This window comes from Micromonospora sp. DT63 (assembly GCF_049841615.1).
Lineage (GTDB): Bacteria > Actinomycetota > Actinomycetes > Mycobacteriales > Micromonosporaceae > Micromonospora.
Genome location: NZ_JBNCKQ010000004.1, coordinates 166,148 through 180,331 on the forward strand (window position 1 = coordinate 166,148; position 14,184 = coordinate 180,331).

A 14,184-nucleotide genomic window follows, 5' to 3' on the forward strand; every position below is an offset into this window, starting at 1 on the left:
TGGTTCCCCTCGCTCCAAGACCCCGTGCGACGGCCCCTCCTGCGGCACACGTTGATCCGCCTACGACCGAAGGGCACAATCCCAGGATGATCTCGAGCGTGTTCTTCGACGTGGGTGAAACGATCGTCGACGAGTCCCGGGAGTACGGCACCTGGGCCGATTGGCTCGGCGTCCCACGGCACACCTTTTCGGCCGTCTTCGGCGCGGTCATCGCTCGCGGTCTGGACTACCGGGAGACGTTCCAGGTGTTCCGGCCGGGGTTCGACCTCGCCGAGGAACGGCAGCGCCGGACCGCCGCTGGGCAGCCGGAGCACTTCGCCGAAGAGAACCTCTACCCGGACGCCCGGCCATGCCTGGCCAGTTTGCGAGAATTGGGCGTGCAGGTCGGCCTGGCCGGTAACCAGACCGCCCGAGCCGAGACCATCCTGCGCGCCCTTGATCTGCCGGTCGACGTGATCGGCACCTCGGACGGCTGGAACGTCGAGAAACCGTCGGCCGCGTTCTTCGACCGCGTCGTCACGGAGGCTGGCTGCCCCGCCGACCAGGTGCTGTACGTCGGAGACAGGCTGGATAACGACATCCGGCCGGCGCAGGCGGCCGGGCTTGCGACCGCCCTGGTGCGACGCGGCCCATGGGGATACATCCTCGATGACAAGACCATCAGCGACCGCTGCCTCTTCCACCTCGACTCGCTGGCCGAGTTGCCCGGGCTGGTACGTAGGCACAACGAGTCGGCGGCTTAGCTCCCCGGAAGAGCGGCCCGGCTGGTCGCGAGGGCGGCGACGCGTTCGTCGAGTTGGCTGCCCTCGCGGCTGTCGCCGAGTACCTGCCGGACGGCTCTGACCCGCTCCAGCCCCGTGCCGTACCAGTCGGCCTGCAGGGCGTCCAGGGCCTGGTTGAGGTAGTCGGCGGCGTGGTCTCCGTCGCTGCTGTGCGCCGAGGCCAGGTCGGCGAGGACGACGCTGCGCTGCTTTGCGCCCGTCGCGGTCAGGCCGGCGAGAGACGTGGCCAGGTGGCGGGCGGCCTCGGCATGGTCGCCAGCGGCGAGAACTGCATAGCCAGCGAAGGAGTGCAGTCGGTCGGTGTCGTAGTAGTCGAACCATTCGGGCATTTCGGGTCGCGTCGTGATCGCGGTCGCTGCGAGGTCGATCTGGTGGCGGCTTGCTGCCCCAGCCCCGGCGCGGGCTTCGACTTCCGAGGCCACGCAGTGCAGCCAGGAGCGGACGGCGGGGCTGACGCCGTGCCAGGTGTGCTGGAGCGCCGCGTCGATCAGTGATCGGGCAGCGGTCGGATCATGTCCGAAGGCCGGGATGAAAGCCATGTGGCCGAGGACGGTGGCGGCCAGCGCGTGGTCTCCGGCCTCGCGGGTGGCGGCGAGGGCTACGTCGTAGCAGCGTTGCGCGACGGCAGGCTGGTTGAGATCGAAGAATGCCAGTCGTGCGGTGAGGAGCGCCGACTCGGCGAGGGCGCTGGCGAGGGTCGCCCGGCTGGTGCCGGTGGCCGCGCGGACGAGTCCGGTGCCGAGCTGTGTGTGGGCATACGCAGCCTCGTACAGCGGGCGTGCGGGGCTGGTCCAGTACAGCGTCCGCTGGCACCGCACGATCTCGGCGTAGGCCCTTGGATCTATGGCCTTGGCTTGGGCGTACGCAGCCTGCGGATCGAGTGATAGCAGCGGCGCCACCAGGGGAAGCATGCTGGCGCCGAACAACGCGCGCAGGACGCTCGCCCGATCCCAGCCGGTTTCGTCGCCTCCAGTGATCATGTCCCACAACCTCCTGAACTCGTGCAATGTCTCTGCCTGCGGACGCATCGCCAGCTCGTCCGGAGTAAGCAGTCCCAGCTGATCGGCTGGCTTGTCGAGGATGGCCACGAGATGTTTGCGGTAGCGCGGGTCAGGCCAACGCTCACCGGTTTCCCACCGCCGCACTGTGTTCGCGTTCAGCCCGGTATCGGTCTCGCCAGCGTGACTCATCGCCGTGCGGATGCGCTCGGCGACCTCCTCGTAGGACCAGCCCCGCTGCAGCCTCTCCCACGCTAGCCGCCGGTTGGCGGGGTAGCGCCGTCCGGTCATGCGAGCACCTCCGTGCGTCCTCTGTTGACGACGGCCACGTTAGCCATCTCCGCTACGGGCCGTCACTACCTGGTTGCGAGCGGACGGGTGGTGGACGGTACCGCTTGGCTCCGCCGGACGGTTCGCTGTTGACGAGCATCGACGGCCGCTGCGTGCGGCTCCAGCTCACCAACCCATTGTCATCGACGCCAGGGGATTCATGGTGGAGAGATCGATCGGATCGGGCAAGGCGGCCGGAGAGCTGACGCCGCTTGTTGTGGTGGCGACCGGAGGTGCGGTCGTGAGGTTGATTCCTCGTCTGCGTACCGCCATCGGGGCTGCGCGGGCGGGTGACCGGCGGGGTGCTCCCAGCCGCCGCCTCACCTCGGCGGGCCCGCCGTCACCTCGGCGGGCCCGCCATGACTGGACCGAGCAGCGGGAATCGGCCGACCGTCGGACGGTGACATCGTGACCGTGTACATCTCGCGGCACGCCTCCGCAGGCGCCACGGGTGCGCCTGGTCCGGCGGCGCGGCCCGGTGTGCCACCGACGGACCGGATGGCGACCTTCCGGGGCGACCCGCCTCTACTGACCTTCGTGTGGCAGCGCGTGCTGTCGCCATCGGCTCAGCGCGGTGGTCGCCGGTGACGGCGCGGGTGCTGGTGACCGGCGCCGCCGGCTTCATCGGTTCGCATGTCGTCGACGCGCTCCTGGCCAGAGGAATTCAGGTGGTCGGCCTGGACCGCCGCCGGCTCGGTCAGGATGCGCTCGCCGATGAGAATTTGGCAGCCGCAGCCGCCAATCCGCTGTTCACACCACTCTGCCGGGATCTGGCCACCGACCGCCTCGATGACGCCATGGACGGCTGCGACGTCGTGTTCCACCTGGCTGCCCGGCCGGGCGTCCGGCCCTCTTGGGGTTCGGAGTTTCACGACTACGCCCAGTCCAACGTCCTCGGCACCCAACGGCTGCTCGACGCGTGTGTGCGATCGGGCGTTCGGAGGCTCGTCTACGCCTCCTCGTCCAGCGTCTACGGGCCGGCAGACCGACCCAGCCGCGAGAACGACCGGACCAGCCCAGTCTCCCCGTACGGAGTGAGCAAGCTCGCCGCCGAGCAGCTCTGCGTGGCCTACGCGTGCCGCCCCGACAACCGGCTCAGCGTCGTGGCCCTGCGCTACTTCACCGTGTACGGGCCGCGCCAGCGACCTGACATGGCCATCGGCCGGTTGCTGTTCGCGGCCTATACCGGTCTGCCGGTCACCCTCTTCGGCGACGGCAGCCAACGGCGGGAGTTCACGTACATCACCGACGTCGTCGCCGCGACGATCGCCGCCTCTCAGGTAGATGCCCAGTGCGCCGTGGTGAACATCGGCGGCGGAGCGAGCGTTTCCATGCGGGGCGCGATCCAGGAGGCGTCCACGGTCACTGGACGGCACATTCCGGTCCAGGTAGCCGACGTCCAGCCGGGTGACGTTCCCTCGACGGCCGCTGACCTGACCCTTGCCGGCCGGCTACTGGGCTACTGGCCCACCGTCGGCCTGCACGAGGGCATGGCCCGGCAGTCCGCCTGGTTGGTCAACCTCTCCCGCGACCGACTCACCGCGTTCGCCTCCTGACGGAAGGAAACCCTTTTCATGATCGTCTTGACTGCGGACTCTGCGAGCGAACTCTTCGCCGCCGCCAGTCAGGCAGTGCTGCTCAACGGCCGTATCGCCTGCCCGCGCGACATGATGACCACCGAGGTCGTCGGCGCGCACCTGTGCCTGACCAACCCTCGGCGCCGGCTGGTCTCCGTGCCACCCGTACGCGTCATCAACCCGGCATTCGCCGTCGCTGAGGCGCTGTGGATCCTCTCTGGCTCGGATGACCCGTGGATCTTCGACTTCAACGACAACCTGCGGCGCTACGCGGACGACGGGATCCTGCAGGGCGCGTACGGGCCACGGATCCGCCGGTGGGGTGGCAGCCTCGACCAGCTCGACGCGGTCGTCCGGAAACTGACGGCCGACCGAGACTCCCGACAAGCCGTCGTCCAGATCTATGACCCGGCACGCGACCACTGCGGCTACCGGGACGTGCCGTGCACCCTCGGATACCGGTTCCTGATCCGGCAGGGCCGGCTCGAGATGCACACCAGCATGCGCAGCCAGGACCTCTGGCTCGGCTTCCCGTACGACATCTTCGCGACCACGCTCCTGCAGGAACTGATGGCCGGCTGGCTCGGTGTCGAGGTCGGCGAGTACCACCACCACGTCGACTCACTGCACCTCTACGCCGATCATGCTCCGGCCGCCGCTGAGTGTCTCCACCACAAACCGACCGTCACCGAGATGGATCCGGTCGACGTGGACTGGCCCAGCCTGGACGTTGTCCTCGCGCAGGTCATCTCCGGTGACGGCGACCTGCCCGACGGCACCCTGTGGGACACGTTCGGACGGGTGCTGACCAGCTACCGGACATGGAAGCTCGGCGAGCGGGACCTGGCTAGCAAGATCGCCCACGACACCCCAGGGCCGCTCGGCGCTGCCCTCGTCGCCTGGTACCAGCACCTCACCCGGCCGGCCCTCGCATCGCCGGAGCTAGCATGACCGCGGATGTGGTGCTTGGGCTGTGCGCGTACACGCATGACTCGGCGGCGGCGCTGCTGGTCGACGGCCATCTGATCGGCTTCGTCGAAGAGGAACGGCTCGATGGGGTCAAGCACAGCAAGGCGTACCCGGCATACGGTGTCGCCTGGCTGCTCGCCCGGGCTGGCCTGTCGTCGTCGGACGTGACCACGGTCGCGTACAACTTCGACGGGCGCCGCTACCTACGTGCGCTGGGTCAACTGCCGACCCATCTGCGACAGGCTGCCAGCCGCGCCCGAGCCGTACCACGGGCCCGCAGCTTCACCACGGTCCACCGCCGCTACCAGGCCCGGATGCGAGACCTGGCCGAGCGTTTCCCACGCGCCCACCTCCAGCCAGTGCCGCACCACCGCGCGCATGCCCTGTACGCCTTCGCCGCCGCTGGTGTGGATGACGCAGCGGTCCTGATCGTCGACAGCCTCGGCGAGTTGCAGACCACCACCACCTGGCACGCCCGCTGGCGCAACCCGCGACTCAGCCTCGACCTGGCACACGCGATCGACGACCCGGCCTCCCTCGGTTATGCCTACGGTGCCGTCACCGAACACCTCGGCTGGCGCCGCGGTGACGAGGAAGGCACCGTGATGGCGCTGGCCGCCCTCGGCGACCCCGCCCGGTTCCGAGAGCTGATGTGCCGAGCGATCCGGCTCACCACCGACGGGTTCACCCTCGACCCAGCGCTGATCGCCCTGCGGGTGCTCGCCAGCCGCTACGGCCGGGTCACACCCGCGTTCGCCGCGGCGACCTGCCCGCCCCGCCCGCCGATGGCACCGGTAGAGCCCGTGCATGCCGACCTGGCCGCTGCACTGCAGAAACGCACCGAGCAAGTAATGCTGCATCTCGCCGCGCGAGCCCGCCGGCTGACTGGCTCCGGGCTGCTCTGCCTGGGCGGTGGGGTCGCGATGAACTGCGTAGCCGCCGGCCTCATCGCTCAGGCCGGCATTGTCGACGAGATACACGTACCGCCCGCCCCCGGCGACGCGGGCACCGCGATCGGCGCCGCCGCCCATGCCTGGCTCGAGGCGACCGGCCGCCCACCCACCGGCATACGCCACCACTGCTACCTCGGCCCCGCCTATCCCGACCTGGTACTACCGGCCGCACCGCGAGCGGGACTGCACGCCAGCCGCCCCGCCGAACCCGCCCACCATCTGGCCCGGCAGTTAGCCGACGGGGCAATCGTGGGCCTGTTCACCGGCGCGCTGGAGGCCGGGCCACGGGCCCTGGGGCACCGGTCGATCCTCGCCTCTCCCCTGGAGGCCGGTGTGGTCGAGCGGCTCAACGCCAGCGTCAAGTTCCGCGAACCGTTCCGGCCTTTCGCCCCTGTCGTACTCGCCGACAAGGCCACCGACTACTTCCGGCTACGCCAACCGTCGCCGTACATGTCGCTCGCGGCTCCCGTGACCGAGCTGACCCGCGACAAGCTGCCCGCGATCGTGCACGTCAACGGCACCGCCAGGGTCCAGACCGTCACGCGCGAGCAGCACCCTTTCCTCGCCGACGTTCTCACCCGCTTCGGTGAGATCACCGGCCACCCCGTGCTGATCAACACCTCACTGAACATCAAGGGCAAGCCGATCTGCGGCACACCAGAGATGGCCCTGGACTGCCTAACCGAATCCGGCCTCGACGCACTGCTCATCGAAGACCAGTGGGTGACCAAGTGAAGATTGGCTACAGCTTCTGGGGATTCCTCGGTACCGGCATCACTGACACCCCGGACGGAGGCCGCAGCCACCGCCGGACCTTGGTCGACGGGCTACGTGCAGCCGGCCGTGACATCGTCTTCCTTCAACCCAACCGGGACCTGTGCGAGGCCGGCGACGATCTCACCGGCCACTACCGCTGGGACGTCGGCCTGCCCGATATCGACGCCCTGTTCCTCGAATGGCGCTGGCCCATTCCCGGCCGCAACACCACCGTCTGCGGGCGACCCGGCCATACCTGCGACCTGCATAGGCAGGCCGATCTACTCGACCACTACACCCACCAGCTCGGCACCCCAACGATCCTGTGGGACAAGGACCGTCGGCTGCCCGCAGCGGACCCCCTGCGCCGAACCCGCAACGTCACCGTCTGCGAACCCGCTCTGCACCCGACTCCGGGCGCGGTACCACTGCTCTTTCCTGTCGCCGACACGGCCATCGACGCCGCCGACCCCACCACGCTTGTAGCCCTGCCCCGTCGCACCCCGCTGGTCTACATCGGCAACCAGTACGACCGCGACCACCCGTTCGACACCTACTTCGCGCCGACCGCCGCGCAACTCCCTCACCTGATCGCCGGCAAGTGGGCCGACACCAGGCGCTGGCCGAATCTGAACTTCATCGGCCGAGTCCCTTTCCCCCGCGTCTCCGCGATCTACGCCGACGCGCTCGCCACCGTCCTGCTGCTGCCCGCCCGATACGCCGCCGCCGGGCAGATGACCCAACGAATCTTCGAGGCCGTCCTCGCCGGCTGTGTGCCGCTGCTGCCCGCCGACGTCCGAGGCGCCAATGCGTTCGTTCCCTCGTCGCTGATCGTCGACGACGCCGCAGACGTGCGGCACCGCATCGGCTGGCTCACCGAGATCGCCGGCACCGGCGAGCACGCCAACCTCATCACCGAATGCCTCCGTCACCTCGACCCGTTCCGGCTCTCAACCCAACTCGAAGTGCTCGACTACCTGCTGCGCCACCCGGAGCCGGTGCGGTCATGACTCACCGTGTCACCACCGGACGAGCTCACCGCACCTCTACCCTGGAGAACCATGGACAGGATCGCCATCATCGGCTGCGGCGGCAGCGGCAAGTCCACCGTCGCGCGCCAGTTGGCCCGGATCCTCGACGTGCCGCTGACTCACCTCGACGCGACCTACTACGACGAGCACTGGAAGCCGCTACCGCAGGACGAGTTCGCCGCCCAGCAGGAGAAACTCGTCGCTGGCGAGCGATGGATCATCGAAGGAAACTACGCCGGCACCCTGCCCATCCGGCTCGCCGCCGCCGACACCGTGATCTTTCTCGACCTGTCCGCCGCGACCTGCCTGTGGGGCATCGCCCAACGCCGCTGGCGCTACCGCGGCGGACAGCACCACCAGGACGGCGTCTACGACCGCATCACCTGGAACTTCGTCCGCTACATCCTCAGCTACCGGCGCAGAATGCGCCCGCGAGTCCAGGACCTGCTCCGCGAGCACGGACCACACGTCTACTTGATCACCCTCACCAGCCGCCGCCAGGCCGCCCGTCTGATCAACCGCGTCCGCGACGAGCACCAGCCCGTGACCTGACCGAAGCGGGACGGGAGGCGACAGATGTCGACCAACCCGTTCCTTGACCCCACACTGGTCCATGGCGACCTCTACCGAGGCAACGACCGGCTCGCCGACCGCACCCACGCGCTGCATCGCGCCAAGATCAGCGGAAGCGACGTCGCCGACACGATCGCCCACCTGCTCGCCGCCCGGGTTCCACGCGGGGCGGTCGTGCTCGACATCGGTTGCGGGCGCGGGACCACAACCCTGCGCTTGGCCGACCGGCTCCGGCCCCGGCAGCTCGTTGCCGTGGACCTCTCGACCGCGCTGCTTGACACCACGCGCGACCGCCTCGGCCACGCCAGCGCGCGAGGCTCCATGGTCTGCTCCGACTTTCACCACCTACCCCTGCCCGACAAAGTGGCTGACGCCGCAGTGGCCGCCTTCTGCCTGTACCACTCGCCGACGCCGGCCACCGCCGTCGCGGAGATTGCCCGCTGCCTACGCCCCGGCGGCACCGCCGTCCTGGTCACCAAGTCGCTGGACAGCTATGCCGAACTCGACCATCTCGTGCACGCCGCCGGACTCGACCTCGGTGCCATCAATCGGCCGAGCCTCTACGAGAGCTTCCACAGCGGCAACCTGCACGCCATCGCCGCCACCAACCTGGCCGTCATCGACGTCCAGCACGAGGAACACGTCTTCCACTTCGTGGACCCCACGCACCTCGCCCGTTACCTCACCACCACACCCAAATACCGGATCCCCCTGACCGGCGGGATCCCCGCCCTCGCCGCGACCCTCCGGCAGAGGCTATCCGCGCCGCCCTATATGACCCGATCCACCGTCAGCTACGCCGTGGCGGTGCGGCCGTGAGTGGTGCCGCCTTCGTCAAGCGCTACGACAACCCGGGACGCTGCTCTGCCGCTGCCGCCCACCACGCCTGGCTGGCCAGCCTGGATTCCGGTGTACGTCTGCCCACGCTTGTCGCACGGGGTGTCCGGCATTTGATCTTCGAGCGGCTACCCGGGCACACACCGAAGGTGGGCGATCTCCCACGCGCCGCTGCGGCACTCGGCCGGCTCCACGCTGCCGCGCACCGACAGGAGTTACAGGCCGCCAGCCTCGATCAGCACCACACGACCTCAACCGGGATCGTTATCCCCGACTTCGTCAGCCCGCGGCTGGGGGCGCTACACCGCGCAGCTGCCGCTGCGGGCGTCCACGGGTCGGCCATCGACGCAGTACTCGACCGAGCCGGACGGCCCGCTGCGTTCTACAAGGACCCAAACATCCGGAACTACCTCGCGGACGGCGATGACGTCGCCGTCGTCGACTTCGATGACATGACGCTCGCCCCCTTCGGCTACGACCTGGCCGGCCTGCTGGTCACCGCCTCAATGACCTACGGCCGCCTCGACGAGCAAACCCTCGCCCACTGCCTCCACGCCTACCGCGTCGTGATCGCACCTCAGCTCTGCAGCCTGACAAACCTGAGGCAGTACGCCGAACTGCACCACCTGCTGACGCTGCGATACCTCGGCCGCAACGGCTACCGGCACCCTTGGCCCACCGTCCGACCCTGGCCCGACCCGTTCCCCGCCGAGCCGACCAGAGAAGGAGCTCTCGGATGACCTCCACTACCGAACTCGTGATCGCCCGCCACGGCGAAGCCGCCTGCAACGTCGCGGCAATCGTCGGCGGCAAAACGGGCTGCACCGGCCTCACCGTTCTCGGCCGGAACCAGGCGGCGCAACTCGCCGCCCTGCTGGCCGCCGAGCACGCTCACCGACCATATGCCGCCTTCTACGCCACACCCCGACTCCGAGTGACCCAGACCGCCGAAATCATCACTCAAGCCCTGCGCTTGCCCCCAACCATTGATCCGGACCTCCGCGGCCCTGACCACGGCGATGCCGACGGCCGACCCTGGTTTGACGTCAAGACATCCTTCCAAGGGCCGCCTCAGCACAGCCCGGACCACCAGTACGCTTCCGGCTCGGAGACCTGGAACGAATACCTCCACCGAGCCACCGCAGCGCTACATAAGATCCTCGCCCGCCACGATGGTGAACGAATTCTCCTCGTGGCCCATGGGGAAACCGTCGAAGCGGCGCACACCCTGCTGCTCGGCCTGCCCCCGAACGCGTGCCTGGGGCTCGGATTCGTCACCGACCATGCATCCGTCGCTCGCTGGCAGCGACCAACCAACCGCTTCGGCCGCACCATCTGGCAGCTGGTCACCCACAACGACACACGACACCTCCGACCCCGCCATGACTGACCTCAGAGTTCACCTCGCGCTCTGCCAACGTCTCCTCGACACCGACGCCAAGCCCGTGAGCTGGCACCCGGGCCACGCCGGCACTCGCGCCCTACGCGCCTCGACGACGGCACAGGGTGAGGTGATCGTCAAGACCCACCGCAGCCCGGAACGCCACACTCAGGAAGTCCAGGCTTACCGCACCTGGGTCCCCGCCCTCGGTGACCGGGCACCCCGGCTGCTCGCGACAACCGACGATCCACCGGCCATCGTCATCACTGCCGTACCGGGCATCCCGCTCAGCCAGCGGCGGCTCGACCCCGGAGCCGAGCAGGACGCTTACCGGCAGGCAGGACAACTACTCAGGACACTGCACGCCGCCGGACCACCCCGCCTCGAACCGGACTGGACGGCCTGGCTCGCCGACCGAGCCGAGTACTGGATTCATGTCGCCGAAGATCGGATCACACCCAGCTACCGCAACGAGGTACGGGCCCACATGCGAGCACTACGAGAGCTCGCACCGCTATCGACCGTGCCGTGCCACCTCGACTTCATGCCTCGCAACATGATCTACGGCGACGACGGCATAGTTCGGCTGATCGACTTCGAACACAGCCGCTACGACCTCGCGCCCCGCGACCTCGTACGCCTCGCCACCCGCATCTGGCCCCTCCGCCCAGACCTACGCGAAAGCCTCCTCAACACCTACGGTCCACTCACCGCTGCGAACGAGAATGTGATGCAGCACTGCGCACACCTGGACGCCCTGACCAAAGGGGGTCAGGATGAGGTCGGCCTCGCCGAAGGCCCCCATGAACCAACCGACATCGGCCCGTTGGGACATCTCATAGAGGATCCGGGCGACCATAAGATCACCAACCAGGCTGAATGAGCTCTCGGCAAGCTCAGGCTGTCTCCCTCATGGGCTGCCCATCGTGGAGGGAGGAGGACGTCGGGCCCTCCTGCCTCGGCAGGCTGGTCACCTTCTTCATGCGGGGCTCGCGCCCGAAGAAGGCCCGATACTTGTCCACGGTGCCGATCTCCTTGACGATCCGCTTCACCCAAGCCGGAGTGTAGGCGTAGCTCTTGAAAGCCTCGTTGTAGACGCAGTACCGCGCGTCGGTGTCACACGGATCGGAAGCCCCGGCAGTAGGCCGTACCGCGAGCCGCCTCCACATCTCGATGTGCTCGCGCTGAACGTTGAACTCAAAGGGCAACTGGCTTTCGACAAGACAAGCAACGCGACTGGGAAGCAGTTTGTCCTTGTCCGCCACCTCGACATGCCGATTCTTGATGATGACTGTTCCTTGCCGGCCCGCCTCCATCATGACCTTGCGTTCATCCTCACTCAGGTCATCGAGCTTGACGAAGTCGATCGCCAAGTCGGCATCGGTCTTCGAACCGATGACAGGCACCAGCCGAACCCGGTAGTCGTACTTCAAGTCATCCAGCACAGCCGGATCGATGGCCGCTTCGAACTTCGCGACCAGATCGCGAGTGCCCTTCGGCAACTTCGCGGCAGTCGCTCGAAGCTGCTCACGTCCTTCGGCGGTCAGGGACTGGAGCGAGACGGGGAAGCGGAGTCGTTCGGCGAGGCTGAAGGCGCCTCCGAAGTGGCCAACCATCTCATGCTCGTAGTTCATGACAAGCGCCTGCGCCTTGCCGCCTGTCGCGACCTTCGCGTTGTGCTCGTATCGATGCTCTACTTTATTACGCAGCGCTACGAATAGCTCTGCGTTCAGCCTGACCGGGTCGCTGCTGTTGGGATAGCGCTGCTTCAAGCAGAATTCAAGATCCCACGCCTTCGGCTCGCCGTCGATCAACTTGTACTCGCCGGTCTGGGCGTCCTTGTAGTGATAGTCGATCTTTGCCTGGTGGAACTCAGCATGCAACAGATAGTGCCAGGCCTTGTGCATGTGGGTGAGGAAGTCGCAGTAGTTGCCGCTTGAGCAGTTCCACTCGTCCACTGCCTTTAGGGCGTGCCGCTGCGACTCGGTCAGGATGTGGCGCCAACGGGCGTATGCCATTTGTACGTCCTTCATGTCCAGCATGAAGGATCACACTTAGAGGCCGCTCAAGACAAGCGGAAATCTACCCTGGCCACGTACAGGGCAGCCGGTCAGGGAAAACACGGAGGCGTCGCGGTCGCACCGGCTGACGACCCTGCAATCGCTCGCCGGCCAGTCGGTAGGACGGCAATGCCCCTGCCGCACTCGACCGACTAGCAGTGGATTCAGCCCGGCCCGGGTCGGGCTGCATGCACAACACCAGCGCCACCCGATGCCGCTGATGTCCACGAGCACAGCGCCTGGTCCCTACAGCGCCCGAGCCGTCCAACGGCTCCCGAGCACCCACCGAGCGACCACCCCACCACCGAGGCACACGAAAAAGGCCCTGACCCAGTGTGAACCACCAGGTCAGGACCTATCTCGTTGGTGCGCCGCCAGGGACTCGAACCCCGAACCCGCGGATTAAGAGTCCGCTGCTCTGCCAGTTGAGCTAGCGGCGCTCGATCGGCAACGGAGAGAACATTAGCACCCCGCCAACCCGGGCTCCAATCCGGTTACCCGGCTCCCCCCTTCGGTCGAGCTTATTGGGCATATGGCCACAAACCGGCCGTCAGCCCTGGGACGGGGGCGTGGGTCGCGGCACTGATACGGCACGATGTCCGCCAGGTACGCGAGAACAGAGGTGGGGATGGCACGGTTCACGCGAGCCGGGGCGGTGGTGGGCGCTCTGACCCTGGCGGCGTCGCTGGCACTGACCGGGTGCGGCGACGAGCAGAAGAAGCCGGAATTCGTCGGCGGTACGTCGACAGACGCAAGTGCCGTACCCGAATCGGCCGCTCCGTCGACATCGGGCGCGTCGAGCGCGCCCAGCGGGCCGGCACTGACGCTGAGCCCGGCCAACGGCACGAAGAACAAGCCCGTGAGCACGGAGATCAGCGCCAAGCTCCCGGACGGCGGCAAGGTGGCCTCGGTCACCCTGACCGCGGCCGGCGGGGGCTCGGTGGAGGGCAAGCTGCGCACCGACGGCTCCGCCTGGGTGCCGTCGGCTCCCCTGAAGTACGGCACCAACTACACCGCGACGGTGACGGCCACCGGGTCCGACGGCACGACGAGCCAGGGCACCAGCACCTTCACCACGATGGCCAAGCCGAAGTCGACAATCGGGTCCGGCCTCTACCTCTTCGACGACAAGAGCTACGGGGTCGCCATGCCGGTGGTCACCGAGTTCCACCCGGGCATCCCGAAGAAGGACCGGGCCGCCGTCCAGAAGCGGATGTTCGTCAAGACCGACCCGCCGCAGCCGGGCGCCTGGCACTGGGTCGACAACGGCACCCAGGCCTACTACCGCGCACCGGAGTACTGGCAGCCGGGCACCACGATCACCGTGCGGATCGCGCTGGCCGGCGTGCCGCTGAGCAACGGCAAGTACGGCGACATCGACCGCAAGGCCACCGCCAAGATCGGCCGGTCGTTCGTGATGAAGGTCGACAACGCCACGAAGAAGATGTCGGTGTACGAGAACGGTGCGCTGTCGCGGACCATCCCGGTGAGCCTGGGCAAGAAGAGCACCCCGTCGTCGAGCGGCACGATGGTCGTGATGGAGAAGAAGGAGTCCACGGTCTTCGACACCCGCGACGATCCGGACCCGGCCAACCGCTACGTCACCGAGATCGACTTCGCGCAGCGGCTCACCTGGGGTGGCGAGTACATCCACGCCGCGCCCTGGTCGGAGCATGTGCAGGGGCGGTCCAACGTCTCGCACGGCTGCGTGAACGTGTCGATGGCGAACGCCAAGTGGCTGTTCGACAAGACGCGGATCGGTGATCCGATCACGATCAAGGGCACCGAGCGCAAGGTCGTCGCCGGCAACGGCTGGACGGCGTGGAGCCTGAGCTGGTCGGAGTTCGTGAAGGGCAGCGCTCTGCCGGTGCCCAAGGGTGGCTCCGGCCCGCTGCTCTGAGGGTTCGACTCCTGCGCGCCGGCCCCTGCCGTTGGCA

14 protein-coding genes and 1 tRNA gene are annotated in these 14,184 nt (G+C 67.8%); 12 read left to right on the forward strand and 3 right to left on the reverse strand.

Translation table 11 applies throughout. The annotated features are described in order from the left end of the window. The first annotated feature begins 86 nt into the window (after positions 1–86). Positions 87–743, forward strand: coding sequence for an HAD family hydrolase (locus ACLQ27_RS16540; protein WP_425867487.1), 657 nt, complete (start codon positions 87–89; stop codon positions 741–743). Here ACLQ27_RS16540 and ACLQ27_RS16545 read toward each other — a convergent pair. Further along, positions 740–2,071: a helix-turn-helix domain-containing protein gene (locus ACLQ27_RS16545; protein WP_425867489.1), complete on the reverse strand. Its 1,332-nt coding sequence runs from the start codon at positions 2,069–2,071 to the stop codon at positions 740–742. The genes ACLQ27_RS16540 and ACLQ27_RS16545 overlap by 4 nt on opposite strands. 453 nt (positions 2,072–2,524) lie before the next feature. Between ACLQ27_RS16545 and amcA the strand changes: the two genes are divergently transcribed. Genes amcA through ACLQ27_RS16595 form a run of 10 tightly spaced genes read left to right on the forward strand, consistent with a single transcriptional unit; the run spans position 2,525 to position 11,070 of the window. Then, positions 2,525–2,698: a multiple cyclophane-containing RiPP AmcA gene (amcA, locus tag ACLQ27_RS16550; RefSeq protein ID WP_425867870.1), complete on the forward strand. Its 174-nt coding sequence runs from the start codon at positions 2,525–2,527 to the stop codon at positions 2,696–2,698. After that, on the forward strand, positions 2,695–3,666 hold the full coding sequence (locus ACLQ27_RS16555) for an NAD-dependent epimerase/dehydratase family protein (protein WP_357352020.1): 972 nt from the start codon (positions 2,695–2,697) through the stop codon (positions 3,664–3,666). The genes amcA and ACLQ27_RS16555 overlap by 4 nt, the downstream gene beginning before the upstream one ends. A gap of 18 nt (positions 3,667–3,684) precedes the next feature. Further along, the gene (locus tag ACLQ27_RS16560; RefSeq protein ID WP_425867492.1) at positions 3,685–4,638 is read left to right on the forward strand and encodes a thymidylate synthase; all 954 of its coding nucleotides are present in this window, start codon (positions 3,685–3,687) and stop codon (positions 4,636–4,638) included. Then, positions 4,635–6,344: a carbamoyltransferase family protein gene (locus ACLQ27_RS16565; protein WP_425867494.1), complete on the forward strand. Its 1,710-nt coding sequence runs from the start codon at positions 4,635–4,637 to the stop codon at positions 6,342–6,344. Before ACLQ27_RS16560 ends, ACLQ27_RS16565 begins: the two co-directional genes overlap by 4 nt. Then, positions 6,341–7,375 (forward strand): hypothetical protein, encoded by a 1,035-nt coding sequence (locus ACLQ27_RS16570; protein ID WP_357352026.1) that lies wholly within the window; start codon positions 6,341–6,343, stop codon positions 7,373–7,375. Before ACLQ27_RS16565 ends, ACLQ27_RS16570 begins: the two co-directional genes overlap by 4 nt. A gap of 51 nt (positions 7,376–7,426) precedes the next feature. Continuing rightward, positions 7,427–7,948 (forward strand): topology modulation protein, encoded by a 522-nt coding sequence (locus tag ACLQ27_RS16575; RefSeq protein WP_357352028.1) that lies wholly within the window; start codon positions 7,427–7,429, stop codon positions 7,946–7,948. A 24-nt stretch (positions 7,949–7,972) separates the two neighbouring features. Beyond that, positions 7,973–8,788, forward strand: a complete 816-nt coding sequence (locus ACLQ27_RS16580) for a class I SAM-dependent methyltransferase (RefSeq protein ID WP_425867496.1) — start codon at positions 7,973–7,975, stop codon at positions 8,786–8,788. Continuing rightward, positions 8,785–9,546, forward strand: a complete 762-nt coding sequence (locus ACLQ27_RS16585; protein ID WP_425867498.1) for a phosphotransferase — start codon at positions 8,785–8,787, stop codon at positions 9,544–9,546. The genes ACLQ27_RS16580 and ACLQ27_RS16585 overlap by 4 nt, the downstream gene beginning before the upstream one ends. After that, positions 9,543–10,196 carry a histidine phosphatase family protein gene (locus tag ACLQ27_RS16590; RefSeq protein ID WP_425867500.1) on the forward strand — a complete coding sequence of 218 codons (654 nt, stop codon included), beginning with the start codon at positions 9,543–9,545 and terminating at the stop codon, positions 10,194–10,196. Before ACLQ27_RS16585 ends, ACLQ27_RS16590 begins: the two co-directional genes overlap by 4 nt. After that, positions 10,189–11,070, forward strand: coding sequence for a phosphotransferase enzyme family protein (locus ACLQ27_RS16595; protein WP_425867501.1), 882 nt, complete (start codon positions 10,189–10,191; stop codon positions 11,068–11,070). The genes ACLQ27_RS16590 and ACLQ27_RS16595 overlap by 8 nt, the downstream gene beginning before the upstream one ends. Before the next feature lie 13 nt (positions 11,071–11,083). Here the strand turns inward: ACLQ27_RS16595 and ACLQ27_RS16600 are convergent, their stop codons facing one another. Then, on the reverse strand, positions 11,084–12,229 hold the full coding sequence (locus tag ACLQ27_RS16600; protein ID WP_425867502.1) for a DUF3644 domain-containing protein: 1,146 nt from the start codon (positions 12,227–12,229) through the stop codon (positions 11,084–11,086). Positions 12,230–12,611: 382 nt separating this feature from the next. Beyond that, positions 12,612–12,687 (reverse strand) — tRNA-Lys (locus ACLQ27_RS16605). 188 nt (positions 12,688–12,875) lie between these two features. On the opposite strand from ACLQ27_RS16605, the gene ACLQ27_RS16610 reads away from it, so the two are divergent. Then, complete coding sequence (locus ACLQ27_RS16610) at positions 12,876–14,147, forward strand: Ig-like domain-containing protein (RefSeq protein WP_425867504.1); 1,272 nt, start codon at positions 12,876–12,878, stop codon at positions 14,145–14,147. Positions 14,148–14,184 lie beyond the last annotated feature (37 nt).